This window comes from Stenotrophomonas mori (assembly GCF_023556335.1).
Lineage (GTDB): Bacteria > Pseudomonadota > Gammaproteobacteria > Xanthomonadales > Xanthomonadaceae > Stenotrophomonas > Stenotrophomonas mori.
The window spans coordinates 154,524-181,487 of record NZ_JAIKTS010000004.1 but is presented as its reverse complement, the minus strand read 5'-3'; the positions used below and the strand labels follow the sequence as shown (position 1 = coordinate 181,487).

Annotated in this window: 25 protein-coding genes, 2 tRNA genes and 1 riboswitch; of the genes, 15 read left to right on the top strand and 12 right to left on the bottom strand. The window is 71.1% G+C overall.

Features of this window, described 5'->3' with window-relative positions; all coding sequences use genetic code 11:
* Window positions 1-24: 24 nt before the first annotated feature.
* Window positions 25-669: a 2-polyprenyl-3-methyl-6-methoxy-1,4-benzoquinone monooxygenase gene (coq7, locus tag K5L01_RS12150; protein WP_250064766.1), complete on the bottom strand. Its 645-nt coding sequence runs from the start codon at window positions 667-669 to the stop codon at window positions 25-27.
* A gap of 191 nt (window positions 670-860) precedes the next feature.
* Here coq7 and rplM point away from each other — a divergent pair, with 191 nt between their 5' ends.
* Window positions 861-1,289 carry a 50S ribosomal protein L13 gene (rplM, locus tag K5L01_RS12145; protein WP_250064765.1) on the top strand — a complete coding sequence of 143 codons (429 nt, stop codon included), beginning with the start codon at window positions 861-863 and terminating at the stop codon, window positions 1,287-1,289.
* A gap of 2 nt (window positions 1,290-1,291) precedes the next feature.
* On the top strand, window positions 1,292-1,684 hold the full coding sequence (gene rpsI, locus K5L01_RS12140; RefSeq protein ID WP_250064764.1) for a 30S ribosomal protein S9: 393 nt from the start codon (window positions 1,292-1,294) through the stop codon (window positions 1,682-1,684).
* A 312-nt stretch (window positions 1,685-1,996) separates the two neighbouring features.
* On the opposite strand, the gene K5L01_RS12135 is transcribed toward rpsI, so the two are convergent.
* Both K5L01_RS12135 and K5L01_RS12130 read right to left on the bottom strand, forming a co-directional pair.
* A tRNA-Gln gene (locus tag K5L01_RS12135) sits at window positions 1,997-2,071 on the bottom strand.
* 55 nt (window positions 2,072-2,126) lie between these two features.
* Window positions 2,127-2,203 (bottom strand) — tRNA-Met (locus K5L01_RS12130).
* 120 nt (window positions 2,204-2,323) lie between these two features.
* Here K5L01_RS12130 and K5L01_RS12125 point away from each other — a divergent pair.
* The 3 genes from K5L01_RS12125 to bfr all read left to right on the top strand — a co-directional run bounded on the left by K5L01_RS12125 (window position 2,324) and on the right by bfr (window position 3,902).
* Complete coding sequence (locus tag K5L01_RS12125) at window positions 2,324-2,947, top strand: RNA pyrophosphohydrolase (protein WP_250064763.1); 624 nt, start codon at window positions 2,324-2,326, stop codon at window positions 2,945-2,947.
* Between the two features lie 89 nt (window positions 2,948-3,036).
* Window positions 3,037-3,246, top strand: a complete 210-nt coding sequence (locus tag K5L01_RS12120; RefSeq protein WP_250064762.1) for a (2Fe-2S)-binding protein — start codon at window positions 3,037-3,039, stop codon at window positions 3,244-3,246.
* A gap of 185 nt (window positions 3,247-3,431) precedes the next feature.
* Complete coding sequence (gene bfr, locus K5L01_RS12115; protein ID WP_250064761.1) at window positions 3,432-3,902, top strand: bacterioferritin; 471 nt, start codon at window positions 3,432-3,434, stop codon at window positions 3,900-3,902.
* A 58-nt stretch (window positions 3,903-3,960) separates the two neighbouring features.
* On the opposite strand, the gene K5L01_RS12110 is transcribed toward bfr, so the two are convergent.
* The 3 genes from K5L01_RS12110 to K5L01_RS12100 are packed head-to-tail and all read right to left on the bottom strand — an operon-like array spanning window position 3,961 to window position 8,769.
* Window positions 3,961-6,297: a hybrid sensor histidine kinase/response regulator gene (locus tag K5L01_RS12110; RefSeq protein ID WP_250064760.1), complete on the bottom strand. Its 2,337-nt coding sequence runs from the start codon at window positions 6,295-6,297 to the stop codon at window positions 3,961-3,963.
* A 1-nt stretch (window position 6,298) separates the two neighbouring features.
* Window positions 6,299-8,098: an EAL domain-containing protein gene (locus tag K5L01_RS12105; protein WP_250064759.1), complete on the bottom strand. Its 1,800-nt coding sequence runs from the start codon at window positions 8,096-8,098 to the stop codon at window positions 6,299-6,301.
* 29 nt (window positions 8,099-8,127) lie between these two features.
* Entirely contained in the window at window positions 8,128-8,769 is a 642-nt protein-coding gene (locus tag K5L01_RS12100) for a DUF4126 domain-containing protein (RefSeq protein ID WP_250064758.1), read from the bottom strand.
* A gap of 157 nt (window positions 8,770-8,926) precedes the next feature.
* On the opposite strand from K5L01_RS12100, the gene K5L01_RS12095 reads away from it, so the two are divergent.
* From K5L01_RS12095 to ampE, 5 genes are all read left to right on the top strand, one after another.
* Window positions 8,927-9,664, top strand: a complete 738-nt coding sequence (locus K5L01_RS12095; RefSeq protein WP_250064757.1) for a DUF6776 family protein — start codon at window positions 8,927-8,929, stop codon at window positions 9,662-9,664.
* Window positions 9,665-9,666: 2 nt separating this feature from the next.
* Complete coding sequence (locus K5L01_RS12090) at window positions 9,667-10,095, top strand: bactofilin family protein (RefSeq protein WP_250064756.1); 429 nt, start codon at window positions 9,667-9,669, stop codon at window positions 10,093-10,095.
* A 31-nt stretch (window positions 10,096-10,126) separates the two neighbouring features.
* Window positions 10,127-10,513 (top strand): iron-sulfur cluster insertion protein ErpA, encoded by a 387-nt coding sequence (gene erpA, locus K5L01_RS12085; protein ID WP_250064755.1) that lies wholly within the window; start codon window positions 10,127-10,129, stop codon window positions 10,511-10,513.
* A gap of 99 nt (window positions 10,514-10,612) precedes the next feature.
* Complete coding sequence (gene nudC / locus K5L01_RS12080; RefSeq protein ID WP_250064754.1) at window positions 10,613-11,518, top strand: NAD(+) diphosphatase; 906 nt, start codon at window positions 10,613-10,615, stop codon at window positions 11,516-11,518.
* Between the two features lie 79 nt (window positions 11,519-11,597).
* Window positions 11,598-12,470, top strand: a complete 873-nt coding sequence (ampE, locus tag K5L01_RS12075; protein WP_250064753.1) for a regulatory signaling modulator protein AmpE — start codon at window positions 11,598-11,600, stop codon at window positions 12,468-12,470.
* A 54-nt stretch (window positions 12,471-12,524) separates the two neighbouring features.
* On the opposite strand, the gene K5L01_RS12070 is transcribed toward ampE, so the two are convergent.
* The 4 genes from K5L01_RS12070 to K5L01_RS12055 all read right to left on the bottom strand — a co-directional run bounded on the left by K5L01_RS12070 (window position 12,525) and on the right by K5L01_RS12055 (window position 15,591).
* Entirely contained in the window at window positions 12,525-12,935 is a 411-nt protein-coding gene (locus K5L01_RS12070; protein WP_425603893.1) for a DUF2752 domain-containing protein, read from the bottom strand.
* A gap of 14 nt (window positions 12,936-12,949) precedes the next feature.
* Window positions 12,950-13,258: a CD225/dispanin family protein gene (locus K5L01_RS12065; protein ID WP_250064752.1), complete on the bottom strand. Its 309-nt coding sequence runs from the start codon at window positions 13,256-13,258 to the stop codon at window positions 12,950-12,952.
* A gap of 28 nt (window positions 13,259-13,286) precedes the next feature.
* Window positions 13,287-13,607, bottom strand: a complete 321-nt coding sequence (locus tag K5L01_RS12060) for a hypothetical protein (protein WP_250064751.1) — start codon at window positions 13,605-13,607, stop codon at window positions 13,287-13,289.
* Window positions 13,608-13,701: 94 nt separating this feature from the next.
* Complete coding sequence (locus K5L01_RS12055) at window positions 13,702-15,591, bottom strand: MFS transporter (protein ID WP_250064750.1); 1,890 nt, start codon at window positions 15,589-15,591, stop codon at window positions 13,702-13,704.
* Window positions 15,592-15,734: 143 nt separating this feature from the next.
* Between K5L01_RS12055 and K5L01_RS12050 the strand changes: the two genes are divergently transcribed.
* The gene (locus K5L01_RS12050) at window positions 15,735-16,904 is read left to right on the top strand and encodes an MFS transporter (protein ID WP_250064749.1); all 1,170 of its coding nucleotides are present in this window, start codon (window positions 15,735-15,737) and stop codon (window positions 16,902-16,904) included.
* Here the strand turns inward: K5L01_RS12050 and yccS are convergent.
* Window positions 16,901-19,096, bottom strand: coding sequence for a YccS family putative transporter (gene yccS, locus K5L01_RS12045; RefSeq protein WP_250064748.1), 2,196 nt, complete (start codon window positions 19,094-19,096; stop codon window positions 16,901-16,903). The two genes, K5L01_RS12050 and yccS, sit on opposite strands and share 4 nt — an antisense overlap.
* A gap of 81 nt (window positions 19,097-19,177) precedes the next feature.
* On the bottom strand, window positions 19,178-20,035 hold the full coding sequence (locus tag K5L01_RS12040) for an EamA family transporter (protein WP_250064747.1): 858 nt from the start codon (window positions 20,033-20,035) through the stop codon (window positions 19,178-19,180).
* Window positions 20,036-20,170: 135 nt separating this feature from the next.
* On the opposite strand from K5L01_RS12040, the gene K5L01_RS12035 reads away from it, so the two are divergent.
* The 4 genes from K5L01_RS12035 (at window position 20,171) to K5L01_RS12020 (ending at window position 26,961) form a co-directional block, all read left to right on the top strand.
* Complete coding sequence (locus tag K5L01_RS12035) at window positions 20,171-20,842, top strand: alpha/beta hydrolase (protein WP_250064746.1); 672 nt, start codon at window positions 20,171-20,173, stop codon at window positions 20,840-20,842.
* Window positions 20,843-20,844: 2 nt separating this feature from the next.
* Window positions 20,845-21,939 (top strand): cell division protein ZapE, encoded by a 1,095-nt coding sequence (gene zapE / locus K5L01_RS12030; protein WP_425603887.1) that lies wholly within the window; start codon window positions 20,845-20,847, stop codon window positions 21,937-21,939.
* Between the two features lie 91 nt (window positions 21,940-22,030).
* Window positions 22,031-23,518 carry a vWA domain-containing protein gene (locus tag K5L01_RS12025; RefSeq protein WP_250064745.1) on the top strand — a complete coding sequence of 496 codons (1,488 nt, stop codon included), beginning with the start codon at window positions 22,031-22,033 and terminating at the stop codon, window positions 23,516-23,518.
* A 652-nt stretch (window positions 23,519-24,170) separates the two neighbouring features.
* A riboswitch (cobalamin riboswitch) is annotated at window positions 24,171-24,387 on the top strand.
* 264 nt (window positions 24,388-24,651) lie between these two features.
* The gene (locus K5L01_RS12020) at window positions 24,652-26,961 is read left to right on the top strand and encodes a ribonucleoside-diphosphate reductase subunit alpha (RefSeq protein WP_250064977.1); all 2,310 of its coding nucleotides are present in this window, start codon (window positions 24,652-24,654) and stop codon (window positions 26,959-26,961) included.
* Window positions 26,962-26,964: the final 3 nt, after the last annotated feature.

The window sequence follows — 26,964 nt, the reverse complement described above, 5'->3', positions numbered from 1 at the left end:
CCGTCATGCGGGCGCCGCGGCGGCTCAGAGCCGGTAGGCGATGGCCTTCATGAACCGGGAGGCCAGCGCCATCGCCGCCGGGATCGGCTGCGGCAGGCGGCGGGCGCCGGCGTGTTCGGCGTGTTCGGCGTGACGGGCCTCGTCGATCTTCATGACCTTGAGGATTTCCCGGCTGCGCTGGTCGGCGGCCGGCAGGGTTTCCAGGTGTTCGCCCAGGTGGGCTTCGACCTGGCGTTCGGTCTCCACCACGAAACCGAGGTTCCAGCCGTCGCCGCGGAGTCCGGCCAGGGCGCCGATGGTGTAGCTGCCGGCATACCACAGCGGGTTGAACAGGCTCGGGCGGCTGTCCAGCTCACGCAGGCGGTCCGCGCACCAGCTCAGGTGGTCGGTCTCCTCCTGGGCGGCCTCCAGCAGGTGCGTGCGGGTGGCGGGGTCGCGGGCGACCGCGGCCTGGCCAAAATACAGGCCCTGCGCGCAGACCTCGCCGACATGGTTGATGCGCATCAGGCCGGCGGCATGCCGCCGCTCGGCGGGCTCCAGCGCGGCTTCGGGCGTGTCCCCGGCCGGATTGGCGCGGGCGGCGGGCGGGTTGCCGAATACCGTGTCCAGCGCGCGCTGGGCCTCGGTCAGCAGGTGGTCCAGGGGGGTCGGGGCGCGGAGCGCGGTCATGGCGTCACGGGGGTTGGGGGCACGCGCCGATTCTCGCCATTGGCGGCAGGCCTGCCAAGCGCGGCAGGCCCCGGCTTGCGCCCGCGCCGGACGGCCGATACAATCCCGCCCTTGTGTTTCACCTTCACAACGCGTGGCAGAGTTCCGGCGGATCCCCGCCGCAATGAGCCCGACCTACACAGAGTTCTTTCATGAGCACTTTCACCGCAAAGAACGAGACCGTCCAGCGTGACTGGTATCTCGTCGACGCCTCGGGCAAGACCCTTGGCCGTCTGGCCACCGAGCTGGCCCGCCGCCTGCGTGGCAAGCACAAGCCCGTCTACACGCCGCACGTCGATACCGGCGACTACCTGGTTGTCATCAATGCAGAGAAGATTGTCGTCACCGGCAAGAAGCTGCAGGACAAGCAGTACCACCGCTTCACCGGCTACATCGGCAACCTGAAGACCGAGACCCTGGCCCAGGCGCTGGAGCGCCACCCGGAGCGCGTGATCGAGACCGCCGTCAAGGGCATGCTGCCGAAGGGTCCGCTGGGCCGCGCGATGTACCGCAAGCTCAAGGTCTACGCCGGCGCCGAGCATCCGCACGCCGCCCAGCAGCCGCAAGTTCTGGATATCTAATCATGGCTATCACGCAAAACTACGGCACTGGCCGCCGCAAGTCCTCCACCGCCCGCGTGTTCCTGCGCAAGGGCACCGGCAACATCACCGTCAACGGCCGTCCGCTGGACGAGTTCTTCGGCCGTGAGACCGCGCGCATGATCGTGCGCCAGCCGCTCGAGCTGACCCAGAACACCGAGAGCTTCGACGTGTTCGTCACCGCCATCGGCGGCGGCACCACCGGCCAGGCCGGTGCGATCCGCCTGGGCATCGCCCGCGCCCTGGTCGAGTACGACGAAGGCCTGAAGTCCGAGCTGCGCAAGGCCGGCTTCATGACCCGCGACGCCCGCGAGGTCGAGCGCAAGAAGGTCGGTCTGCACAAGGCCCGCCGCGCTACGCAGTTCTCCAAGCGCTGATCCACGCGCCTGGTCCGTGCGGCCCTCCCTCCGTGGAGGGCTGCAGTGGAACGAAAAACCCGGCTTCGGCCGGGTTTTTTGTTGCTGGTGCGCCGCCGGTGGGGCGTGCGGGGTACTGCGGGATAGCAGCGGCGCTCCCGGCAATGCCGCCGGTGGCTTCGCGGTCCGGGCATGGGCGGGGAGGTCGGCGTGCATTGTCCGCGGTCATGCGCGGCCTGCCACGGCGGATCCGGAGGGTCGCGCGGTCATGGCCGTGGGCCGGGATGCCGTGAACGAAGAAAGGCCCGATCTTTCGATCGGGCCTTTCGCATGTGGCTGCCCCGGATGGATTCGAACCACCGAATGCCTGAGTCAGAGTCAGGTGCCTTACCGCTTGGCGACGGGGCAATGCAGGTGCGTATTGTCGCACTTCCCTGTGGGAATGCCAATGCAGGCATCCCGGTGGTGGCTATGGGTGGACTCGAACCACCGACCCCAGCATTATGAGTGCTGTGCTCTAACCGGCTGAGCTACATAGCCCCAGGGAGCCGGCAATTCTGGGTATCGCCGCCGCTTCTGTCAACTGTTTTTTCCGCGCTTGTGGCGCGACGGCGGCCATGGCAGAGTCCGAGCCAGTAGAAATTCTTAGGAGTCCGCATCGTGATCGATCCGGACGGCTATCGACCGAACGTCGGCATCGTGCTGATGCGGGAAGACGGACAGGTGTTCTGGGCGCGTCGCGTGCGCCGGGATGGTTGGCAGTTCCCGCAGGGCGGCATGAACTCCGACGAAACGCCGGTCGAAGCCATGTATCGCGAGTTGCAGGAAGAAACCGGGCTGTTGCCCGAACATGTCGAGGTGCTGGGGGCCACCCCGGGGTGGCTGCGTTATCGATTGCCCAGCCGTGCCATCCGCCGTACCGAAAAGCAGGTCTGCATCGGACAGAAGCAGGTCTGGTTCCTGCTGCGCCTGACCGGCGACGAGACGCACGTACGCCTGGACCATACCGACAGCCCCGAGTTCGACCATTGGCGCTGGGTGGACTTCTGGTACCCGGTCGAGCATGTGGTGGTGTTCAAGCGCGGCGTCTACGCCCGCGCCCTGCGGCACCTTGCGCCGATGGCGCGGGACATCGCCGGATCGGGGGTGCAGGCGATGCCGGCGGCCGCGCAGGAGGCCTGGCTGCCGGGACACACCGCCGGCCATGAGCGGCCCCGCAAGCGGCTGCCCAAGCGGGGACACTGGCCGCGCCTGCTGCGGGGCGAAGGCCCGGGCGGAAGCTGAGCGCCGCCCGCCGGGCGTTATTGACAATGGTTCTCGTTTTTATTTGAATGGCTGCGGGCCACTCCCGGCCTGCCTGCCCGAAGTCCGCTGTGTACGTCTGCATCTGCAACGGGGTCACCGACCACCAGATCCGCGAAGCCATCGAGAACGGCTGCAGCTCGGTATCCGAGCTGACCATGCGTACCGGCTGCGGCTCGACCTGTGGCTCCTGCCTCGGCATGGCGGCCGACCTGTTGTCCGAGGGCGTTGCGGCACGCGCGCTGCCCCTGCCGATGCTGGCGCTGGCCAGGGTGGCCTGAGCCGTACGCGGCGGCGTGTCCCGCCGCGGCCGATCCGCGGCCCTGCTTCGATCGAACCGTCCCGCCTGGCGGGCGCCGCCGCGCCGGGCCTGGCCGCGGCAATCAATGCGTACGATTCGCGTTCCTTCATGCGTCCGGACGAGCGGGTAAAGTGCACCCGTTCATTGCGTTCAGGAGCATTCCCCATGAAGGGCGACACCAAGGTCATCGAGTACCTCAACAAGGTGCTGTACAGCGAGTTGACGGCGATCAACCAATATTTCCTGCACGCCAAGATGCTGAAGAACTGGGGGCTGAAGGAGCTGGCCGAGCACGAGTACAAGGATTCGATCCGGGCGATGAAGCACGGTGACGCCTTGGCCGACCGCATCCTGTTCCTCGAGGGGCTGCCGAACTTCCAGGCCCTGGGCAAGCTGCGCATCGGCGAGAACCCGGTCGAGATCCTGCGCTGCGACCTGGCGCTGGCCGCGGAGAGCAAGGCCCTGCTGGGTACGGCGGCCGCGCATGCGGAAACCACCGGCGACTACATCAGCCGCGAGCTGTTCGTGACGTTCCTCGATGCCGAGGAAGAGCACATCGACTGGCTGGAGACCCAGCTGGACCTGATCGAGCGCATCGGCGAGCCGAACTACCTGCTCACCAAGCTGGACGATTGACCAGGGCACCCGCGGTGCCGGCCGGCGCGTCCGCGCCGGGCCGGCGCTGCCGGTGGTCTCAGCGGGTCCCGGCCGCGCCCTGCGGACCGGGGAGGGACGGTTCGACGCCGTCGCGGGCCGCGGGTGCGGCCTCGCCATAAAGGTCGGACTGGTAGCCGATCAGCGCCAGCCGCGCGCGCGCGAACTCGGCGATGATCAGGGCCACCATCACCGCGGGGCGTTCCAGTTCCCCGGTGCGGGCCGCCAGTTCCACCCTGCGGGCCGCCGTGGACAGGGCCAGGGCGCCGACATTGGCGCTGGCCGACTTGAGGCTGTGTGCCAGTTCGCGCAGCTGGACGCAGTCCGACACCACGGCGGCATCCTGGAGACGGCGCACCAGTGCGGGCGTGTCGTCCAGGAACACGTCGATGATGGCCGCGGTCTCGTGGCCGGCGATCTCGCGCAGCTCGTCCAGCACCGCGCGTTCGAGGATGGGCAGCGCGGTGGACTGCATGGCTGGCGCCGGAGCCTCTTCCAGCACCTCCGGTTGGCTTGTCGCCGTCGCCGCGGAGGCGTGCGGGGCCTCGGCGCCGGGTGCGGGGCACCAGCGCTGCAGGCAGGCGCGCAGGCCTTCGCGCGAAATCGGCTTGGACAGGTAGTCGTCCATGCCCGCCTCCAGGCAGCGCTCGCGGTCGCCGGCCATGGCGTTGGCGGTCATCGCGATGATCGGCAGGCGCGGCGTTCCGCGGCCGGCTTCCTCCTCGCGCCAGCGGCGGGTGGCGGCATAGCCGTCCAGCACCGGCATCTGGCAATCCATCAGCACCGCCGAGTACCGCTCCCGGCGCATCTTCTCCAGCGCGAGCTCGCCGTTGATGGCCGAGTCGGTGCGGCAGCCGATGGCCGCCAGCAGCTTTTCCGCGACCAGCAGGTTGACCGGGTTGTCCTCGACCAGCAGCAGCCGCGCCCCTTCCAGCCGCTGTCCGGCTTCGGCCGGCACCGCGGGCGGCTCCGGCGTGGCTGCGGCGGCCACCGGCCGCGGTGCGGACAGCTGCGCGCGCAGCGCCGCGTCGTCCTGGCGCGGCAGCACCACGGCGTCGCCCTGCAGCCCGTCCGGCAGCGGATCCCCGCCCTGGAGCCAGAGCAGCGTCGGCGCACCGGGTGCCGGCGGCTGGGCGCCGACCGCTCGCTGGAGGGCCGAGGTGCCGTGGCGCAGCGATGGCAGGTCGCCGATCACCGTGTGCCAGGCGGACGTGCCGGTGGCGCGCAGGCGCTCCAGTGCCTCGTGCACGGTGTCCACGCTGTCCGGGGCGAAGCCCGCGCCGAGCAGGGTGGCTTCCAGGCGCCCGCGCAGTGCCCGGTCGGTGGAGACCAGCAGCACCCGTGGCCGCCCGTCGTGTACCGGACTGCGCAGGTCGCCGGGCACCTTGAGCAGGGGGATCTCGAACCAGAAGGTGGAACCCTGTCCCGGGGTCGACTGCAGCCCGATGCGGCCGTGCATGAGGTCGATGATGCGCTTGCAGATCGCCAGTCCCAGGCCGGTCCCGCCGTACAGACGGGTGGTCGAGGCGTCCGCCTGGGTGAAGGCGTTGAACAGGTGCGTCTGCTGGACGGTATCGATGCCGATGCCGGTGTCGCGGACATCGAACCGCAGCAGGTGCGCGTCCCCGGTCTCGCCCATCCGCCTGACGTGGACCTGGATCGTGCCGCGCTCGGTGAACTTGATGGCGTTGACCACCAGGTTGCTGAGCACCTGCCGCAGGCGCACCGGGTCGCCGCGCACCGCCAGCCGCACCGCGGGATCGATCGTGCGCGAGATCTCCAGGCCCTTGTGCTCGGCCGAACGCTGCATCAGGTGCAGCAGCGAGTCGAGCAGCTCGCGCAGGTTGAAGGTGGTGATCTCCAGCTCCAGCCGCTGCGCTTCGAGCTTGGAGTAGTCGAGGATGTCGTCGACGATGCGGAACAGCGCTCGCGAGCTGTCGCTGGCGGTGTCGAGCATTTCGCGCTGCTCGGTGGTCAGCGGCCCCTGCGCGACCATCTCCAGCATCGGGATGATGCCGTTGAGCGGGGTGCGGATCTCATGGCTCATCGTCGCCAGGAACTCGCCCTTGGCCAGCATCGCCGCCTCGGCGTCCTGCTTGGCCTGCAGCAGTTGCTGCTCCAGCTGCACGTGGCGGCGCTGTTCCTGGCGCAGCTGCTGCAGCTCGTTGTCGCCGTGGCGCGCGCGGCGCACCAGCGCCGCGGTGGTCTCGGCGTTGGCGTGCGCGGCCAGTGCCGCCAGCAATCCGCACAGGACGGCCACCAGCGCCAGTGCGGTGGCGGTGGGTGCGCCGGGAAGCGGCAGCGGCAACCAGGGGACGAGGGCGCAGGCCAGCGCGAATGCGGCGGCCGCCATGGCCCAGCGGAATGCGCCACGCATCTCAGGACACCGTGTGCTTGAAATCGAAGTTCAACTCGCTTCCCACCGACTGCACCACGTTGCCCTGGATGAAGTCCACGCCCTTGGTCCACATCGCGGCGGCCGCCTGCGGATCCTGGATCTGCTGGCCGATGACCTGCAGTCCGGCGCGGCGGGCGGCGTCGATGGCCTGCTGCAGCTGGTCGCGCAGCGCCTGGCTGGTATGGCTGTCGGCGAAGCGCCCGGCCAGGCGCACGAAGTCCAGCGGCAGCTGGGCCAGCAGCGCGTTGGCCTCGTCGCCGGGTTCGAACTGGCTGAGGCAGAACCGCACACCGGCCGGGCGCAGGCGCCGGCACAGCTGCTGCAGGGTCGCCGCATGCAGCAGGGCATCGGCCAGGCGCACGTCGATCACCAGGGTGTTGCCGGCGACCTGGCGGGCCTCGATGGCCTTCAGCAGCCAGTTGCCGAACGCCTCGCGGGCCAGGGTGCGCAGCGACTGCGATACGAACAGCCGCATCGGCGGGGTGGCGTGCTGGTAGCGGTGCAGCAGGTCGAGCGCGTGGTCGAGCACCTGCTGGTCGAGGTCGGCGATGCGCCCGGCCGCTTCCGCGGCGGGGATCACCTGGGCGGCGGTCAGCAGGGCGCCGTCGTTCCGCCGCAGGCGCAGCAGTACCTGGTACTGCGCGTGGCTGTCGCCGGCCACCGCGACGATCGGCTGGTAGGCCAGTTCGATCCGGCCCTCCAGCAGCGACAGGTGCTCCTGGGCTTCGTCATGGTGCTGCCAGGCGGCCACGCCGTCGGCCAGCAGGCGCGCCTGCAGCGCCGCGCGCTCCACCGCCTCCAGCGCCGCGCCGGCGGCGTCGAAGCCCTGCGACAGGCGGGCGTGGCCGATGGCGCAGCCCAGGTGCAGCGAAGCGTCGCCGACGCTGAACGCCGCCGTGGCCAGCGACTGGCGCAGCGACTGCGCCAGCGGCGCCACCGCCTGCTCGTCCAGCCCGCGCGCCAGCAGCAGGAAACTGTTGTCGTTCAGGCGTGCCAGCAGGTGGGGCTGTGCGGCGTCGGCCAGGCAGCGGCCGGCCTCGGTCATCAGCCGTTCGAAGGCGACATAGCCGTAGCGCTCGCGCAGTCCCAGGGCACTGGCGACCTCGATGAACAGCAGGCCGCCGGAGGCGCCGTCGGCCAGTGCCGCGCCCAGTTGCGCGATCAGGTGGCTGCGGGTCGCGAGGCCGGTCTCCGGGTGGTTCACGACCGGACCGGCCGGCCCCGCGGCCTGGGCATGTTCGCGGGCGCGGCGGATGCGGTTGCCGACCACGGCGACCAGGTGCCGCGGCCGGATCGGCTTGAGCAGGAAATCGTCGGCGCCGCTGTCGAGCACCTCGAACTGGCGTTCCGGATCGGTGTCGCCGGTCAGGAACACGATCGGCAGCAGCCGGTGCTGCGGCTGCGCGCGGATCAGGGCGGTCAGGTCCATGCCGTCCAGGCCGGGCATGTGCAGGTCCATCAGGACCAGGTCGGGACGATGCTCGGCGAGGGCCTGCAGCACGCCCTCGACATCCATCTGCACGATCGCCTGCATGCCGGCGCCGTGCAGCACGCTCTGCGCGAACAGGGCCTGGGAGCGGTCGTCCTCGACGATCAGCACGCGCCAGGGCGCACTGTCGCCGGTTGCCGGTGCCGCGCTGGCCGTGGCCGGCGAAGGCGGGGATGCCGCGGCCGCCGGTGCCGGCGCGTTTTCCACGCTCCAGCGCTGCCAGTGGGTCGCCGGCGGCAGTTCCGCGCGGACCAGGCGTGCGGAGGCGGTGGGGGTGTCGTTGCTTGCCATCATTTCTCCCGTGGCCCGTGATTATGCGGTCAAGGCGGGGGAGGCAGCGAATGCGGCGGGGAGGTGGCCGGCGGCGCCGCGGCCGGTGGCGGGGCGGCGAACAGGCGCTTGAGCCCGCGCCACAGCGCGCGCCAGGCCAGCCAGGTCAGCAGGGCGCCGAGCAGGCTGGCGCCGAGCACGAACACCAGCGCCAGCCAGGGATGGGCCAGCGCCAGTGCCAGCCCGCCGATGACCAGGCCGTCCTCGGCGACCGAGGCCACCCAGTTGCTGGCCGGTTCCGGCGAGGTGTTCAGCAGCGCCCGGGTGCCGGCCTTCAGGCCGTGGCTGGCCAGCGCCACGGTGGCGCCGGTGGCCAGCGCGCCGGTGCTGAGCTGGCCATCGGGCGACAGGGTGGCGGCGGCGAGGAAGGCCCCGGCGGGAACCCGCGCCAGGGTCTGCAGCAGGTCCCAGATCGAATCGACGCCCGGGATCTTGTCGGCGAAGAACTCGGCGGCGGCCAGCGCCGCCGAGGTGCCCAGCACCCACCACGACTGGGTGGCCTGCAGCGCCGGCGGCAGGTCGACCCAGCCCAGCAGTCCGGCGAGGCCGACGCCGAACACGGTCAGGTACACGCGGATGCCGGCCAGCCAGGCCAGCAGGATGCCGATGACGAATACGTGGGTCTCGGTCATGGTCGCGGTATCCGCGGCATAGGAGCAGGCCGCAACTATCGGTGATGCCACCGGCGATTGCCAGAACCGGCAGGTGCCGGCGGGAGCCGTTACACTGCCCGACCGATTCAAACCGGAGCGAAGGTGCCTCTCCGGTCCAGGCACCGGGACCGCCATCATGAGCAACCGATCCCCCTCGCGCTTCCAGATCACGCTGCGCGGGGCGCAGCAGCGGCCACGGTGGCTGTGGCCGGCCCTGCTCGCCGCGGCCTGGGTCCTGTCGCTGCTGGTCGCGGGCGGGCTGGCCGCGCGCTATGCCTCGCCCGATGCCGGCGGCCTGCGCGAGCGGCTGCGCCAGAGCGAGCGCGAGATCGCCGCCCAGCGGGCGCAGATCGAAGAACTGCAACAGGTCCAGGCCACGCTGGAGGCGTCGGACCGGATCAGCCGCGCGGCCAATACCGAAGTGCAGACCTCGCTGGCCGAGCGCGACGAGGAGATCGCCGGGCTGCGGGCGGACGTGGCGTTCTATGAACGGCTGGTCGGCGCGACCAGCCAGCGCAAGGGGCTGAGCGCGCACTCGGTGGAGTTCCTCGCCGAGGCCGCGGGCAGCTGGCACTACAGCGTGGTGCTGACCCAGAACCTCAACCGCGGCGCGATCAGCCAGGGGCAGATGCGTTTCGTGGTGGAGGGCGTGAAGGACGGCAAGCTGGCCACGGTGAGCTGGGATGAGCTGCACCAGCGCCAGGACGTGCCCGGGCAGGCCTATTCGTTCCGCTATTTCCAGCGCCTGGACGGCAGCGTGATGCTGCCCAAGGATTTCACACCGCAACGTGTGCGAGTCTCTCTCGCTGGAACCGGGGGGGGGACGACCCAGGTATTCGATTGGAAACTCGCCGGTACCGGCAGAGGGGAGTAAGCATGTTCAAAGGCAAATCCAGCCGCGACAACCAACTGGTCGTGGATGCCCTGATCGGGCCGCAGGTGGTGATACGCGGCGACGTGATATTCAGTGGCGGCCTCTACGTGGAGGGCCGCATCGAGGGCCGGGTGGTGGCCGAAGAAGGCGCCAACGCGGTGCTCACCCTGGCCGAACAGGGGCATATCGAGGGCGAGGTGCGGGCCTCGATGGTGGTGCTCAGCGGCCGCCTGGACGGCGATGTGCACGCCGGCGAGCGGGTCGAGCTCACGCCCACCGCGCGGGTCAACGGCAACGTCCACTACCAGGTGGTCGAGATGGGGGCCGGCGCGCAGCTGAACGGGCGGTTGGTGCACGCCGCGACGATGGCGGCCCTGCCGTCGCCGGAAACCGCGGCGCTGGAGCGGGCGGCCGAGGTCGCCGAGGCTTGAACGCGGCCGGATGCGCCCCCATGCTGGGCGCATGAGTACGCTTGTCTCCCTGCCCGGCGCTTCCGCCACCCCCGACTACCAGTCGCTGGACCGTCCGCTCACCTTCACCGCGGCCGCCGCGGCCAAGGTGAAGGAGCTGATCCGCGACGAGGGCAACGACGCACTGGCGTTGCGTGCCTACATCCAGGGCGGTGGCTGTTCCGGTTTCCAGTACGGCTTCGAGTTCGACGAGAACCGTGCCGACGACGACCTGGCGGTGGTGACCGACGGGGTGACCCTGCTGGTGGATCCGCTCAGCCTGCAGTACCTGATGGGCGCCGAGGTGGACTACACCGAAGGCCTGACCGGCGCCCAGTTCGTGATCCGCAACCCCAACGCCCGCACCACCTGCGGCTGCGGCAGCAGCTTCGCGGTGTAATGCCGGCCCGGGGGCGGCAGCGCGCGCGGGGCGGGGCCATGTGGGGTGGCGGGCCAGTGGCGGGCACTACAATGGCCGCGTTCATCCTGGAACCCGCCGATGCCCGATAGCGCCGCTTCCTTCCACGGCCACGCCTTCGCCGGCGCCGCGCTGGATCGTGCCGACGCGCTGCGCGACGATGCCGATGCGCTGGCGCGGCTGTGGCCGCAGGCCCGGGTGCTGGTGCTCGACGCCGACGGCACCGCCTTCGCCGACGGACACGGGCAGCCGCTGCTGAGCGACGGCCAGGCCCTGGGTGGCGGGCCGGGCGCGGCCATCTTCCTCGGCCTGCAGCAGGGCCGGGCCTGGTTCGTGGCCGAAGCGGCAACGGTCACGCTGCAGGCGCCGGGCCGGGTCGACCTGCGCCGCGCCGCGGTGGACTGGCCGGCCGATGCGGCGGCGGCCTTCTGTTATGCGCGCGGCATGTCGTACTGGCATTCGCGCACCCGGTTCTGCGGTGTCTGCGGCGAACGCATCGGCTTCGAGCGCGGCGGTTTCATCGGCCGCTGCGGGCAGTGCGGCACCGAGCACTACCCGCGGGTGGACCCGGCGGTGATCGTCGCCGTCGAGCATGCCGGCCGCCTGCTGCTGGGCCGCCAGTCGAGCTGGGCGCCGCGGCGCTGGTCGGTGCTGGCCGGCTTCGTCGAGCCCGGGGAGACCTTCGAGCAGACCGTGGTGCGCGAGGTGTTCGAGGAAACCCGTGTCCGGGTGATCCAGGCAGCCTACCTGGGCACCCAGCCCTGGCCCTTCCCCGGCGCGTTGATGGTCGGCTTCCGTGCCACCGCGCATGGCGACGCGCCGCAGGTGGACGGCGAGCTGGAGGACGCGCGCTGGTTCGACGTCGACGAGGTGGCCGCGGCGCTGCGCCGGGACCGCGACGACGATGGCGGCGGCATCCTGCTGCCGCCGCGCATTTCGATCGCGCGGACGCTGATCGAGGACTGGTACCGGCGGCGGACGGCATGAGCGTCCGACGGCCCGCCGCGCCCACCGGCCGGCATCCGCGGGCGACCGGCGGTCTACAATCGCGCCCCGGAGGAATCGCATGTTCACGACCCTGGTAGCGGTGATCGCGGCATTGGTCCTGGGCCATCTGGCCCCGGTGCCGATGACGGTCCTGCGCGACTGGCACTGGTTCGGACGCTGGCGGCAGTGGCTGCAGGCGCGGCTGGGCGCGGACGGGCGCGCCGGCCTGTGGTGGGCGCTGGTGCCCTGCGTCGCGCTGGTCGCGGTCCTGCAGTGGCTGCTGGCCGGCCGGCTGTACGGTTTGCCGTCGCTGCTGTTCGGCATCGCGGTGCTGGTCCTGTGCTGGGGCCCGCGCGATCTGGACCGGGATGTCGAGGCGGTCCTGGACGCGGAAGACCTGGCCGCCCACGAGGCCGCGGTCGCGCGGCTGCGGGCCGGTGGCGGCGGCCGGCGCGAAGAGGCGCCGACGCTGGTCGATGCGGCGTTCTATGGCGCGCTGCGGCGCTGGTTCTGCCCGCTGTTCTGGTTCCTGCTGCTGGGGCCGTCCGGTGCCGTGCTGTACCGCCTGCTGGCGGAGGCGCCACCGGTGGTGCCGGCCGACGCGGACGCGCCGGTCGCCGGCCGTCGCGCGCAGGCGCTGCTGGAGTGGCCGGTGGCGCAGCTGATGGCGCTGTCGATGGCGCTGGTGGGCAACTTCGACACCGTGTTTTCGGCCTGGCGGCGTGCCGGTGGCGACCGCTGGGAGCTGGACCTGGGGTTCCTCGGCGAAGCGGCGCGGGCCGGCGTCGGCGTGGAACTGGCCGAGGACGCGCAGGACGCGCGCGAGGCCGGCGTGGCGCTGCTTGCCGAACGCCACCCGGAGCTGCGTGACGCGATGAGCCTGGTGTGGCGGATGCTGCTGCTGTGGATGGCGCTGCTGGCACTGATGATCATCGCCGGCTGGGTGGGCTAGGGCAGCCGGCCGGCATGCCGTGCAGGCCGGTACGGCCCGGTGCGGGCGGGGGTGTCAGCCCGGCGCGAGCAGGTTGAACGGGTACCACGGCAGGTTGCGGGCCACCCAGTACGCCGGCAACAGCAGCAACCACAGCTTCGGTGCCATGACCACCGCCATCAACGGCTGCAGCCTGCGCGGATTCCAGCCGGCCGACCACAACACCATCAGCGGCACCAGGGCGAGCACGACCAGGCCCAGCGGGTTCATGGAGAAGGCGCGCAGCAGGTCGCCGTGGGCCAGCGCATGCAGGGCGCGGGTCAGCCCGCAGCCGATGCAGTAGTAGCCGGTGAACGCCAGGAACATGCACGGCGGAAAGGGGTTGCCGGCGGCGTTCGGATCGAACGTCCACAGCAGCCACAGACCGGCGGGGACCGCGGCCGCGGCCCCCGCCAGGGCGAACATGTGGCGGGCCTTGAGCTGCAACGCCATGGGCGCGCTTACTGGTACTTCTGCAGCATTTCCATGTAGGCCGCGGCGCCGCCCATGGAGAAGTACACGAGGTTGAACAGCAGGCCGACGATGGCCAGCCCGGTGGCGACCCAGCACCAGGTCTTGGCGGTGTTGGACGCGCGCTGCGCGCCCTCCAGGTCGCCCTGGGCCAGCAGCGAGTTCACCTTGCTGGAGAACACGATGGCGACAATGCCCACCAGGCCCAGCGGGCAGCACAGGCAGGTGGCCAGGACCGTGGCGATGATGGACCAGGCCAGGTGGTTGGGGACGGGGCTGGCGGTGTTGACGGTATTCATGCGTTCTCCGGTGGGATGGCGGGGGTGATCAGCGTGACTTGCAGGCATTCGCCGCGGTCAGCGACGAGATCACCAGGGCGCCGATCCAGCACAGCGGCCAGGTGATGAAACCGATGAAGACGAAGCACAGCAGGAAGTTGACGAAGGCCAGCGCCCAGTAGCCGAACATGATGATCAGCCCGGTGCCGACGTTGCCGGCGTACATGTGGCCGATGCCGAAGGTCTGCAGGAACAGCCCCGGCAGCACTTCCAGCAGCGCCGCGACACCGCCGGACTTGTGGGGATGGTAGTAGTGGTGGACCTGTTGCGGGGCGGTCGACGCCAGCGGCGGCGGTGAGCGGTTGTCCATGGTTCCTCGGTGGTGGCGGGCCGGCGGCGGGCGCGGGCCGGCACCCTTGGGAGCGTAGCGTAGCCAGTCCCTCGGCAGGCGGTAAAGCGCGGCGTCAGGCGCTGTCCCCGCGCAGCCCCCGCACGGCGTCCTCCAACTGCGCGGCACGCGCGCCGGCGCCGGCGATGGGCGGGCCGGCGGCCACCTCGACCCGGGCGCGGAACCGGCGCGGGACCCGCATCCGCCCCAGCCGGGTGTCGCGCCGGCTCCACATGCTGCTCCACATGCCCTTGAGCGCCAGCGGCACCACCGGCACCGGGCGCCGGGCGAGGATCTTCTCCACGCCGGAGCGGAACGGGGCGATGGCGCCGTCGCGGGTCAGCGCGCCCTCGGGGAAGATGCAGACCAGCTCGCCCTCGGCCAGCGCCGCGTCGATCGCATCGAAGGCGCGCTGCATCAGGGCGGCGTCCTCCTTCGGGCTGGCGATCGGGATCGCCTTGGCGGTGCGGAAGATCCAGCGCATCACCGGGATCTCGAAGATCCGGTAGTACATGACGAAGCGCACCGGGCGCGGGATCACCGCCGACAGGATCAGCGCATCCATGAAGCTGACGTGGTTGCAGACGATCAGCGCCGCGCCCTCGTCGGGCACGTGGCGCTCGATGCCGGCCGGGTGCAGCCGGTACAGCGCGCGCACCATCAGCCAGCTCAGGAAGCGCATCAGGAACTCGGGCACGATGCTGAAGATGTACGCCGCCACCAGCACGTTGGCGATGGCCAGCGCCAGCAGCAGCTGCGGCACGCTCCAGCCCAGCAGGTTCTGGGTGAGCAGCCCGGCCAGGGCCGCGAGCACGATGAAGCCGGAATTCTGGATGTTCAGCGCGGCGAACACGCGGGACATCTCCGACTTCGGCGTGCGGCTCTGGATCAGCGCGAACAGCGGCACCACGAAGAAGCCGGTGAACAGGCCGATACCCAGCAGGTCGATGACGATGCGCACGCTGCCGGGCTGGTGCAGGAAGCCGGCCACGTCCAGCCCGCTGACGGTCACGGTGCCGGTGCGGGCGAAGTACAGGTCGAACAGGAACGCGCTCATGCCGAACGCGCCCAGCGGCACCAGGCCGATCTCGACCGTGCGCCCGGACAGCTTCTCGCACAGCAGCGAGCCGGTGCCGGTGCCGACCGAGAACAGCGCCAGGGCGAACAGGTACAGGGTCGAGCCGCCGCCCAGGTTCACTTCGGCATAGGTGGGCAGCTGCGAGGTCAGCACGGTGCCGACGAACCAGAACCAGGACACTCCCAGCACGGCATTGCGCACCGCTTTCTGGCGGCGCGCCATGCGCAGCACGGCCAGCGACTCGGACAGCGGGTTCCAGTTGATCTTCAGCGCCGGCGCGCCGGCGTCCAGCCGCGGGATCAGGCGCGCGGCGACATTGCCGGCGACCGCCAGCGCGATCACCGCCACCGCGGCCACCACCGGCCCCTGGCTGCCGGCCAGGGCGAAGATCAGGCCGCCGACGATCATGCCGCCGAGGATGGAGAGGGACGTACCCATCTCCACCAGCCCGTTGCCGCCGGTCAGCTCGTCCGGCTTGAGGATGGAGGGCAGCACCGAATACTTCACCGGGCCGAACAGGGTCGACTGCAGCCCGGTGCAGAACAGCGCCACCAGCAGCACCGGCAGGCTCTGGGTCAGGAAGCCCACGGCGGCCAGCGCCATGATCGCGATCTCCATCGAGGTGGTGACCACGATCAGCCGCTGCTTCTCCAGCTTCTCGGCGAACTGGCCGGCCAGGGCGGAGAACAGGAAATAGGGAAGGATGAAGATCGCCGGCGCCAGCATCGCGTAGATGCTGCGCTCGTGGGTGCTCACGCCGAGGAAGAACAACAGGCCGATGATCGCCTGCCGGTACACGTTGTCGTTGAACGCGCCCAGTGCCTGGACGATGAAGAACGGCAGGAAGCGGCGCTGTCCAAGCAGCGCGAACTGGTTATGACCGGCCACGTGAGTTCCTTGGTTTGCGGCGCACCTTAGCAGGTTCGCCGCGTGCTCCGTGTTGCGCCATCGTGGCCGATCCGGACCCCGGTATTTGTGCCGCCGGCGCCGGAGCGTCAGACTTGCCGGCCGTATCGCCGCCTCCGCCCGCGATGTCCACCGATACCGTCCTCACCCCGCCGCGGGTGCTGCTGCTGGCCACCGCCACCGGCCTGATCGTCGCCAGCAACTACTATGCGCAGCCGCTGCTGCAGCTGCTCGGTGACGCGTTCGGCCGCGGTGCCGGACAGGTCGGCTGGGTGGTGACGGTGGCGCAGCTGTCCTACGCCCTCGGGCTGCTGCTGATCGTGCCGCTGGGCGATCGCCTGGAGCGCCGCGGACTGATCGTGGCGCTGTTCGTGCTGGCCGCGCTGGGGCTGGCGGTCAGCGCCAGCGCGCGCCATTTCGCGCAGCTGCTGGCCGGTACCGCGCTCAGCGGGCTGTGCGCGGTCGCGGCGCAGGTGATCGTTCCGCATGCGGCCACACTGGCGGCGCCCGAGCGCCGTGGCCGCGTGGTCGGCACGCTGATGGCCGGGCTGCTGCTGGGCATCCTGCTGGCACGTACCGCCGCCGGCGCGCTGGCCGGCATCGGCGGCTGGTCCACGGTCTACTGGGCCGCCGGCGCGGCGCTGCTGGCGATGGCCGCGGTCCTGGCGTGCTCGCTGCCGCGCCACCGCCCGGCCGCGAGCCTGTCCTACCCGCGGCTGATCGCCTCGGTGCTGGCGCTGCTGCGCGATGAGCCGGAACTGCGCCGGCGCGCGCTGCTCGGGGCGCTGCTGTTCGCCGGCTTCAGCGTGTTCTGGACGCCGCTGGCGTTCCTGCTGTCGGGCCCGGCCTATGGCTATCCGGTCGCCCGCATCGGCCTGTTCGGCCTGGTGGGTGCCGCCGGCGCGCTGGCGGCCAGCCGTGCCGGGCGCCTGAGCGACCGCGGCCTGGGGCGCCAGGTCACCGGAGGCGGGCTGCTGCTGTTGCTGCTGTCCTGGTGCGTGCTGGCCCTGGCGCCGGTGTCGCTGGCGGCGCTGGTGGCCGGCGTGCTGGTCCTGGACGTGGCGGTGCAGGCGGTGCATATCGACAACCAGAGCACGATCTACCGGCTCGACGAGCACGCGCGCAGCCGCATCACGTCGGCCTACATGACCTGCTACTTCCTCGGCGGAGCGGCCGGCTCGGGCCTGGGCACGCTGGCCTGGAGCCGGCAGGGCTGGACCGGGGTATCCGCGGCGGGCGGCATCCTCGCGCTGCTGGCGTTGCTGCGGTTCGTGCGTCCGCCGCGTCCGCGCTAGGCGGTGCGCGCCACGGGTGGCGCGTCGTGGCTGCCCACGGCTTCGTCGGCCGCCGCGCGCAGCCGCGGCAACAGCCGCAGGATCAGCGCCAGCTGGGTGCGCACCAGGCGCGCTTTGCCGTCGCTGTCCGCGGGTATCCGCTCCAGCGCATCGGCCAGCCCGTCCTCGTCGTCGCCGGCACCCGGCGCCGGTTGCCGCCCGGCCAGCGCCGTCGACAGCCCGGCCAGCGCCTGTTGCAGGCAGTGCTGCGCGTCGGCGACCACGGGATCGTCGGTGACCGCGGCCTGCGCGCGGTGGGCGCCGAGCGCCGACAGGTAGCCGAGCAGGGTGTTGGACAAGGCCAGGAAGCGGAATCCGGCGTCCAGGTTGCCGCGTGCGTAGGGCGGCTCGCGCAGCATGTTGGACAGCGCCACCGACAGCGCGACGTCGGCGTTGTGCATGTCGCGGCGGGCGATGCGGTAGGGCAGGTCGTCGCGCATGCCGCTGTGGTACTGGCCCAGCACTTCGTCCAGGTAGCGGCCGCTGGCGGTGAGCACCTGGGCCATCACCCGGTGCAGCCGCCGCCCCTGCCAGTCGGGCAGGATCAGCAGCGAGGCGGCCGCGGCGATGGCGCAGCCGATCAGCGTGTCCAGCAGCCGCGGCCAGATCAGCACGAAGCCGTCGCCGAGCAGGTTGAAGCACAGCAGCGCCATGGTGGTGATCGCTGCGGTGGCGATCACGTAGCGGTCGGTGCGGGTGACGAAGAACAGCAGCGCCGCGGCCAGCGCCAGCAGCAGCTGCACGGTGGTGCCGGGGAAGAGCTGCATCAGCGCCCAGGTCAGGCCCAGGCCGAGCAGGGTGCCGCCGATGCGCTGCACCAGCCGCAGCCGGGTGGCACCGAAGTTGGGGCGGCACACGAACACCACGGTGAGCAGGATCCAGTAGCCGTTGCTGGGGTGCACCAGCTTGAGCAGCACATAGCCGGCGATCAGCGCCAGGGCGATGCGCACGCCGTGGCGGAACAGCAGCGAGCCGGGCGTCAGTGTCTGCCGCAGGCGCGTGGCCATCTCGCGCAGGGTGTGCGGCGAGGAGTCGCGCAGGCGGGTGTCGATGCCCTCCAGCGGGGTGTCGGCCAGCGACGCCTCGGACAGCTGGCGGGCGATGCTGGACAGGTTGGCCGCCAGCAGCTGCAGCGAACCGAGCAGCCGTTGCCGCTCCGGGTCGGGCTGCTGGTGCAGGTACCGCAGCGAGCGTTCCAGGTCCTCGCCGGCCTGGCGGTTGCGGTCGCCGTAGTCGAAGGGCTGGCGCAGGCGGATCGCCTGGCCCAGCGCCCGGCAGGCGCCACCCTGCAGCCACAGCAGGCGCCGGCAGCGGTACAGCACGTCGCTGTGGAAGAAGGTCTCGGCCAGGGCCTCGTACGGGTAGTGCGAGGAACTGGCGCGCTCATGGAAGTCCTGGGCCATGTAGTACAGGCGGAAATACAGCCCGGACTGCACGCCGGGCCGCCCGGAGCGGCCGAACCGGCTGAGGATCGCCGCCTTGGCGACATTGAGCGCCTCCACCACCCGCACGTTCTGTTCGGCCAGCGCCAGCCGGCGCGCTTCCAGGTCGCCGTGCTGGACCGGTTCGAACAGGTCGGCCTTGATCTGCAGGTAGCGCCCCAGCTCGGCGAACAGCCGCGCCAGCCGTTCGCGCACCGGCCGGTTGGCAAACATCACCGTCCACAGGATCGACAGCGCGCCGTACCAGGCGGCGCCGACCAGCATCTGCGCCACGTCGCGCCAGACCGCGGCCACGCCGGCGTCGCGGTGCTGGTCCATCGCGATCATGGTGTAGATCGCCAGGGTCACCGTGGCCTGGCCGATGGAGGCGTAGCGTTCGCCGAGCGCGCCGAGCAGGGTCGAAGCGAAGGCCGCCAGCGCCAGCGCGGCCACGAACGGCACCGGCCAGGCGAACAGCTGGATGACCGCCGAGGCGGCGATGACGAAGCACAGCAGCGACAGCAGCACCGACTTGCTGCGGCCCCAGCCGTTGTCGTCGGTCTCGGCGATGGCGCTGGCGATGGTGCCCAGGAACAGCGACGGCAGTGGCTGCAGGTCGCCGCGGTACCAGCACAGCGCCATCAGCGTGGACAGCGCGATGGACACGCGCAGGCCGTAGCTGGCCTTCTCGTGGGCCCAGAGCCGGTTCAACAGGCGTTCGGAGCGGCGCATGCCGGTGCCAGGGTCTCGCGGAGCGGGGGCCTGCCAGCTTGCAGTGCCGGCCGGGGCGGGGCAAGGCCGCCGGCGCGGGGGTCAGGCGCCGCGCGCGATCAGCGCGATCGCCACCACCGCCAGGCCGAGGCCGAGGCGGTTCCAGCGGCTGGTCCGTTCGCCGAAGGCGAGCACCCCGACCAGCGCACCCAGGCAGACCACGCCGATGTTCATGCCGGCGAAGATGGTGGCCGGGCTGTGCGGCAGCGCCTGGTGGGCGCGCACGTAGAACAGGATGTTGCCGAAGTTGGCCGCGCCCAGCAGCAGGCCGAACCCGAGGTTGTGCGCGCGCAGCCGGCTGCGGCCGGCCAGGTGGCGCTGCAGCTGCCAGCCCAGCATCAGCACGAAGGCGAGTGCGAAGCTGACCAGCAGCGCGGCCGTGGACGGGGTCCCGGACAGCGCCACCTGCTTGAGCAGGATGTCGATCAGCGCGAAGCCGGCCCAGACCGCCAGCAGCCAGCGCGTGCCGCCCGGAGTGCCGCCACCCGGCGCGCCGGCGCGTACGCTCACGCCGACGATCGCCAGCAGGCCCAGTGCCAGCCCGGCCAGCTTCCAGCCGTTGACCGGCTCGCCGAACAGCACGAAGGCCGCGGTCAGCGACAGCAGCAGCGACAGCCGCTGGGCCACGTCGCTGCGCACGATGCCGGCCTCGCGCACCGCGCGCGCCAGCACCAGGAAGATGCCCGGCAGGGCCAGCGCCAGCCCGAGCAGCGCCGGCCAGGGCGCCTGCCCGGCGTGCAGCGACTGCAGCGAGGGCCGGAGCAGCAGCAGCGACAGCACGCTGGCCGCCAGGTAGTTCCAGGTCACCGCCTGGGCGATGTCGATGCCGCGCCGTGGCGCCAGTTTTAGCAGGACCGAGACCAGCACGCTGCAGGCCACGCTCAGGATCAGGAAATGCATGGGTCGTCGTCGCGGGAACGGAGGGCGGGGCGGGGTGCCGGCGGCCGGGGCCGGCGGGTCCAGGGACCCTGGCGCACCGGTGCATTCTAGGGGCGCCGGCATGATGCCGCAGGGCGGGCCCGGTATCATGGCGGCATGCCTACTCCCCCCTTTCCCGACGAATCGACGACGCTGCTGCTGGACGGCCCGGCCGGGCCGCTGGAGGTCGCCGTCGACCCGCCCGAAGGCGAAACCGCGCCGCACCCGGTGATCGCCGTCCTCTGCCACCCGCTGTCCACCGAAGGCGGCAGCATGCACAACAAGGTGGTGACCATGGTCGCCCGCGCGTTGCGCGAGCTGGGCGTGACCACGGTGCGCTTCAACTTCCGCAGCGTCGGCGCATCGGCCGGCAGCTACGACAACGGCGACGGCGAGCAGGATGACCTGCGCGCGGTGGTCGCCTGGGTCCGTGCGCAACGCCCGGACAGCGCGGTGTGGCTGGCCGGTTTCAGCTTCGGCGCCTATGTCTCGCTGCGCGCCAGTGGAGACCTGCAGCCGCAGGCGCTGATCTCGATCGCGCCGCCGGTCGGGCGCCGCACCTGGGACTTCGAGCGGCTGCAGCCGCCGGCGAACTGGCTGGTGGTGCAGGGCGATGCCGACGAGGTCGTCGATGCGCAGGCGGTCTACACCTGGCTGGAGACGCTGGCCGATCCGCCGCAGCTGGTGCGCATGCCCGACACCAGCCATTTCTTCCACCGCAAGCTGATCGACCTGCGCGGCGCGATCCAGCACGAAGTGCGGCGCTGGCTGCCGGACGGCAGCTGCTGAGCATGGAAGCGCTCACCCCCTCGCAGCGCTACGCCGCCGGCGTGGCGCGCGGCGACTGGCGCGACGACCCGGCGCAGCATCCGGCGCTGGCCGAGCTGGACCGCATCCATGCCGGCCTGGTCGACTCCGCGCAGGACGGCTGGCTGGGCCGGCTGTCGGCGTTCTGGAAGAAGCCCGAACCGGTCAAGGGCCTGTATTTCTGGGGAGGCGTCGGCCGCGGCAAGACCTTCCTGGTGGACCTGTTCTACGACGGCCTGCCGATCACGCAGAAATACCGCACCCACTTCCACCGGTTCATGCGCGGCATCCACGAGCGGCTGCGCGAACACCAGGGCCAGAGCGATCCGCTGGCGAAGATCGCCCAGGAATGGCGCGGCAGCCTGCGGGTGCTGGTGCTGGATGAATTCTTCGTCACCGACATCGGCGACGCCATGCTGCTGGCGCGGCTGCTCGAACGCCTGTTCGCCGAGGGCGTGACCCTGGTCACCACCTCCAACACCGCGCCGGAAAACCTGTACCGCGATGGCCTGCAGCGCGACAGCTTCCTGCCGGCCATCGACCTGCTGCAGGCGTACTGCGTGGAGCTGTACGCCGAAGGCACCGAGGACTACCGCATGCGCGCGCTGACCCGGTCGCCGGTCTACCGTGCGCCGCTGGCGGACGACAGCGACGCCTGGCTGGACGAGCGCTGGAAGGCGCTGAGCGGCGGTGAGGACGCGCGCCCGGGCAACATCCGGATCGAGGAACGCAGGATCGCGGTGCGCGGGCGCGGCAAGAGCATCGTCTGGTTCGACTTCGCGGCATTGTGCGAGGGGCCGCGCGGTCCGGCGGACTACATCGAGATCGCGCGCGAGTTCAACACCGTGCTGCTCGGCGGCATCCCGCACTTCGACCGCATGAACGAGGACGCGGCGCGGCGCTTCGTCAACCTCGTCGACGAGCTCTACGACCGCCAGGTGAACCTCGTCTGCACCGCGCAGGACCCGCCCCCGCTGCTGTATTCCGGTACCCGGCTGGCCGGCGCCTTCGAGCGCACCGCCAGCCGCCTGATCGAAATGCAGAGCGCGGAGTACCTCGGCACCCCGCACCGCCACTGACCCGGCGGCCGCGGGCGCCGCGGCGTTAACCCCGCCGCCCGCCCCCGCGCGTTCCTGCTCCCGTCCCCCTACCGGCACAGGAGCAGCTCCCATGAAGCACGCACGCGCATCGACGCGGTCATCCGCCCGCACCGCGGTCCTGGCCGCCGTGGCCACCCTGCTGGTCGGCCTGCCGGTCCTGGCCACCGCCCGCCTGGCCGGTGCGGGCGCGCCGGTGAGCGACGGCGGTGACCTGCAGGCGCCGGTGCGGCCTCGTCCGCGGCAGACCGCGCCGGGGTTCCAGGCGCCGATCGCCACCGTCTGCAGCGATGCGCCGCGGATGCGTGAAGTCCCCGACCCGCAGCCGTCCGCGCAGGACATCGCGGCGCCCGATACGCGGACGCGGCGTGCCGCCGGCGGGCCCCCGATGGCGCCGCCGCCGATGCCGTCTCCCGCGGCCCTGGCCGCCAAGGCCGTGGTGCCGTCGCGCGTCGCCCACCTCGACCATGCCGCCCCGGTCGCCCCGGTCGCCCCGGTCGCACCGGTGCCTCCCCCGCAGCGCACGCAGGGTCCGGTGACCGCCGGCGTGGTCGACGACAACGCCGACTTCGCGGGTTTCCGGCAGTTCCTGCAGCGTCACCCCGAAGCGGCCGGGCTGGGGCGCGATCTCTCGGTGCGCCAGCGCCTGCGGGTGGTCGACGCGCAGGGACGGCCGGTGCCCGATGCCGAAGTCACGGTGTCCGCGGCCAATGGCGCGCGGCTGTGGGCACGCACCGATGCCGGCGGCCAGGCCTGGCTGCACCTGAACGCCTTCGACGACCAGGACTCGGCGCAGTACCGGGTCGTGGTGCGCCGCGACGGCCGCCAGGCCCAGGCACAGCTGCGGCGCGGCCAGAAGGCGGCGCTGGAAATGCGCCTGCCGGTGGCACCGCCCGCCGGGGCCGCGCGCCTGGACCTGGTGTTCCTGGTCGACGCCACCGGTTCGATGGGCGACGAGATCGACAAGCTGCGCGCCTCGCTGCAGGACATCGTGCGCGGCATCGGCCAGCTGCCCGCCCGCCCGGACGTCTGCCTGGGGTTGGTCGCCTACCGCGACCGGGGCGACGACTTCTTCGTGCGCAGCTGGGACCTGACCGGGAACACCGCTGCGTTCCAGCAGGTCCTCGATGGCGTGCGTGCCGGTGGCGGCGGCGACATGCCCGAGGCCATGAACGAAGCCTTCGCGCATGCCGTGCAGGCGCTGGCCTGGCGGGGCCCGGCCACGACGCGGCTGCTGGTGTCGCTGGCCGACGCGCCGCCGCACATGGACTACCCGCGGCCGCACTACGACCAGACCATGCTCGCGGCGCTGGGCAAGGGCATCAAGGTGTTCAGCGTCGCCGCGTCGGGGCAGGACACCACCGGCGAGATCGTGCAGCGGCAGATCGCCCAGTACACCGGCGGCCGTTTCATCTTCCTGACCTACAAGGACGCCGCCGACCCGGGCAGCGGCCCGGGCCGCGAGACCGTCCATGACGTGGCCAACTACTCGGTGGACACGCTGGACGAGCTGGTGGTCCGCCTGGTGCGCGAAGAACTGGCGCAGCTGCCGCAAGGCTGAGCGCCGGGCCCCGCGGCACCGAGGTGCCCGGCGTGCGTTCCACCCTGTAGCGCCGGGCCGCGCCCGGCGGGGCGGTCCCGGAGAGGGCCGCAGCGGGGCGGGGCCCCGCGCCACAGGGCGAGGTGAGCGGGGCGGGAAGGCGTGACCCGCATGCGTCCCACCCTGTAGCGCCGGGCCGCGCCCGGCGGGGCGGTCCCGGGGAGGGTCGCAGCGGGGCGGGGCCCCGCGCCACAGGGCGAGGTGAGCGGGGTGGGAAGGCGTGACCCGCATGCGTCCCACCCTGTAGCGCCGGGCCGTGCCCGGCGGGGCGGTCCCGGGGAGGGTCAAAGCGGGGCGGGCCCCGCGCCACAGGGCGAGGTGAGCGGGGGCGGGAAGGCGTGACCCGCATGCGTCCCGCCCTGTAGCGCCGGGCCGTGCCCGGCCGGGGGGCCGCCGCGGGCTCGGGCCGCCGTCATGGGGCTGCAATCCGGCGTCTGGATGATGAATGCGCATGGCATTTTTCATCCCCGAATGGGCTCCCGAGGGCTTGACTGCGCAACCGCGATCGGCGGGTCGGCCCAGCCTCCGCTGGGCGCCTCAGGCCGTATTGCTTGTGTGCCAAGGGAAACACGGTTATCCACAAGATTTGGCGTTGACCGTGTCACTTACCCCCACTATCTTGTGGCTTGTCGGTTCCGGCGGGGGGCTCCCCCGGCGGATTGAAAGGGAAGCCGGTGACGCCTTCGAAGGGCTACTCCGGCACTGCCCCGCAACGGTAATTGGGAACGCCCCCGCCCTGAGGCCCGATGCCTTGGGAAGCGGCGGACGAGGAGGAGGCGATGGCCTCCCGGCCCATGAGTCCGAAGACCTGCCGACAGCCGCGCGAAGCACAGCGCGCGGTGCCGGCCGCGGAGTCTTCGAGGGGAAGACGGCTGGCGAAGCAGTACCGCCGGTGGCGACGTTGGGTCGCGACCGTCGCGGCAACTGCGACGCCGCCCTTCCAGACTCGTCGAACGCACCGGCTCCAGGTACCTGCGAGGGCAGGCACCACGTGCACCCTGCCATGAGGACACACCACCGTGACCGCCCCCGATACCGCTGTTGTCCCGGCCGATCCCGGCTTCGAACTCACCTCGCCGCCGACCGCCACCGCCATGAGCGTGACCAAGCGCAATGGCAGCACCGAGCCGGTGGACCTGAACAAGATCGTCCGTGCCGTCCAGCGCTGCTGCCAGGGACTGCATGCCGTCGATCCGATGCGCGTGGCCACCCGCACCATTTCCGGCCTGTACAACGGCGCCACCACCCAGGAGCTGGACGAGCTGTCGATCCGCACCGCCGCCCTGCTGATCGGTGAAGAGCCGGAGTACGGCCGCCTGGCCGCGCGCCTGCTGGCCAATTTCATCGCCAAGGAAGTGTCCGGGCAGGAGATCCATGCGTTCTCGCAGTCGGTCGGCCGCGGCCACGAGGTGGGGTTGATCAACGACCGCCTGCTGAACTTCGTGCAGGTCAACGCGCGCAAGCTCAACGATGCGATCGATCCGGCGTTCGACCTGAACTTCGACTACTTCGGCCTGCGTACGCTGTACGACCGCTACCTGCTGCGCCACCCGCATTCGCGCAAGGTGATCGAGACCCCGCAGCAGTTCTTCCTGCGCATCGCCAGTGCGCTGAGCGAGGACGTGCCCGAGGCGCTGGCGCTGTACCAGCGGCTGGGCAGCCTGGACTACCTGCCGTCCAGCCCGACCCTGTTCAACGCCGGCACCAGCCACGAGCAGCTGTCCTCGTGCTTCCTGCTGGACTCGCCGCAGGATTCGCTCGAATCCATCTACGCCAAGTACGGCGACATCGCCCAGCTGTCCAAGTTCAGCGGCGGCATCGGCGTGAGCTACACCCGCGTGCGTGCGCGCGGTTCGCTGATCAAGTCCACCAACGGCCACTCCAACGGCATCGTGCCGTGGCTGAAGACGCTGGACTCGTCGGTGGCCGCGGTCAACCAGGGCGGCAAGCGCAAGGGCGCGGCCTGTGTCTACCTGGAGACCTGGCATGCGGACATCGAGGACTTCCTGGAGCTGCGCGACAACGCCGGCGACGATGCCCGCCGTACCCACAACCTCAACCTGGCCAACTGGGTGCCGGACCTGTTCATGCAGCGCGTGGAGGCGGACCAGGAGTGGTCGCTGTTCGATCCGCGCGTGGTGCCCGAGTTCACCGACCTGTACGGCGAGGCGTTCGAGCGCGCCTACCTGCAGGCCGAGGCGCAGGGCAAGGCGGTCAAGACCCTGCCGGCGCGCAAGCTGTACGGGCGCATGATGCGCACCCTGGCCGAGACCGGCAACGGCTGGATGACCTTCAAGGACAAGTGCAACCGCGCCAGCAACCAGACCCTGCGCGCGGGCAACGTGATCCACCTGTCCAACCTGTGCACCGAGATCCTGGAAGTCACCTCCGCCGAAGAGACGGCGGTGTGCAACCTGGGCTCGATCAACCTGGGCAACCACCTGGACGAGCACGGCGATTTCGATTTCGGCAAGCTCGCCGAGACCGTGCGCCTGGCGGTGCGCCAGCTCGACCGCGTGATCGACCTGAACTTCTACCCGATCGAGACCGCGCGCCGCGGCAACCTGCGCTGGCGCCCGGTCGGCCTGGGCTGCATGGGCCTGCAGGACGTGTTCTTCCGCAAGCGCCTGCCGTTCGACTCCGAACAGGCGCGCGCGCTGTCGGCGCGGATCGCCGAGGAGATCTATTTCCACGCTCTGGACACGTCCTGCGACCTGGCGACCGAGCGCGGCCGGCATCCGTCGTTCGACGATACCCGCGCCGCCCAGGGCGAGCTACAGTTCGACGCCTGGAACGTGGTGCCCGAGGACGGCGCCCGCTGGGACGCGCTGCGCGCACGCATCAAGGAACACGGCCTGCGCAATTCGCTGATGATCGCCATCGCCCCGACCGCGACCATCGCCTCCATCGCCGGCTGCTACGAGTGCGTGGAACCGCAGGTGTCCAACCTGTTCAAGCGCGAGACCCTGTCCGGCGACTTCCTGCAGGTCAACCGCCACCTGGTCGGCGAGCTCAAGCAGCTGGGCCTGTGGACCGCGGAGATGCGCGATGCGATCAAGCTGGCCGACGGTTCGATCCAGAACCTGCCGCAGATTCCGGAAGGGCTGCGGCTGGTGTACCGCACCGCCTGGGAGCTGCCGATGCGTTCGCTGATCGACATGGCCGCCGAGCGCGGTGCGTTCATCGACCAGTCCGCCTCGCTCAACCTGTTCATGGAGAGCCCGAACATCGGCGCGATGTCCTCCATGTACATGTATGCCTGGAAGCGGGGCGTCAAGACCACCTACTACCTGCGCTCGCGCCCGGCCACCAAGATCGCCAAGACCACCGTGAGCAGCTACACGCCGACCGAGGCGGTGGCCTGCTCGCTGGAGAACCCCGAGGCCTGCGAGGCCTGCCAGTAACGC

Coding starts and splice junctions, on each gene's coding strand:
- coq7 (WP_250064766.1), bottom strand. CDS start 669: ATGACCGCGCTCCGCGCCCCGACCCCCCTGGACCACCTGCTGACCGAG.
- rplM (WP_250064765.1), top strand. CDS start 861: ATGAGCACTTTCACCGCAAAGAACGAGACCGTCCAGCGTGACTGGTAT.
- rpsI (WP_250064764.1), top strand. CDS start 1,292: ATGGCTATCACGCAAAACTACGGCACTGGCCGCCGCAAGTCCTCCACC.
- bfr (WP_250064761.1), top strand. CDS start 3,432: ATGAAGGGCGACACCAAGGTCATCGAGTACCTCAACAAGGTGCTGTAC.
- K5L01_RS12110 (WP_250064760.1), bottom strand. CDS start 6,297: ATGCGTGGCGCATTCCGCTGGGCCATGGCGGCCGCCGCATTCGCGCTG.
- K5L01_RS12105 (WP_250064759.1), bottom strand. CDS start 8,098: ATGGCAAGCAACGACACCCCCACCGCCTCCGCACGCCTGGTCCGCGCG.
- K5L01_RS12100 (WP_250064758.1), bottom strand. CDS start 8,769: ATGACCGAGACCCACGTATTCGTCATCGGCATCCTGCTGGCCTGGCTG.
- K5L01_RS12095 (WP_250064757.1), top strand. CDS start 8,927: ATGAGCAACCGATCCCCCTCGCGCTTCCAGATCACGCTGCGCGGGGCG.
- K5L01_RS12090 (WP_250064756.1), top strand. CDS start 9,667: ATGTTCAAAGGCAAATCCAGCCGCGACAACCAACTGGTCGTGGATGCC.
- erpA (WP_250064755.1), top strand. CDS start 10,127: ATGAGTACGCTTGTCTCCCTGCCCGGCGCTTCCGCCACCCCCGACTAC.
- nudC (WP_250064754.1), top strand. CDS start 10,613: ATGCCCGATAGCGCCGCTTCCTTCCACGGCCACGCCTTCGCCGGCGCC.
- ampE (WP_250064753.1), top strand. CDS start 11,598: ATGTTCACGACCCTGGTAGCGGTGATCGCGGCATTGGTCCTGGGCCAT.
- K5L01_RS12065 (WP_250064752.1), bottom strand. CDS start 13,258: ATGAATACCGTCAACACCGCCAGCCCCGTCCCCAACCACCTGGCCTGG.
- K5L01_RS12060 (WP_250064751.1), bottom strand. CDS start 13,607: ATGGACAACCGCTCACCGCCGCCGCTGGCGTCGACCGCCCCGCAACAG.
- K5L01_RS12050 (WP_250064749.1), top strand. CDS start 15,735: ATGTCCACCGATACCGTCCTCACCCCGCCGCGGGTGCTGCTGCTGGCC.
- yccS (WP_250064748.1), bottom strand. CDS start 19,096: ATGCGCCGCTCCGAACGCCTGTTGAACCGGCTCTGGGCCCACGAGAAG.
- K5L01_RS12040 (WP_250064747.1), bottom strand. CDS start 20,035: ATGCATTTCCTGATCCTGAGCGTGGCCTGCAGCGTGCTGGTCTCGGTC.
- K5L01_RS12035 (WP_250064746.1), top strand. CDS start 20,171: ATGCCTACTCCCCCCTTTCCCGACGAATCGACGACGCTGCTGCTGGAC.
- zapE (WP_425603887.1), top strand. CDS start 20,845: ATGGAAGCGCTCACCCCCTCGCAGCGCTACGCCGCCGGCGTGGCGCGC.
- K5L01_RS12025 (WP_250064745.1), top strand. CDS start 22,031: ATGAAGCACGCACGCGCATCGACGCGGTCATCCGCCCGCACCGCGGTC.
- K5L01_RS12020 (WP_250064977.1), top strand. CDS start 24,652: ATGAGCGTGACCAAGCGCAATGGCAGCACCGAGCCGGTGGACCTGAAC.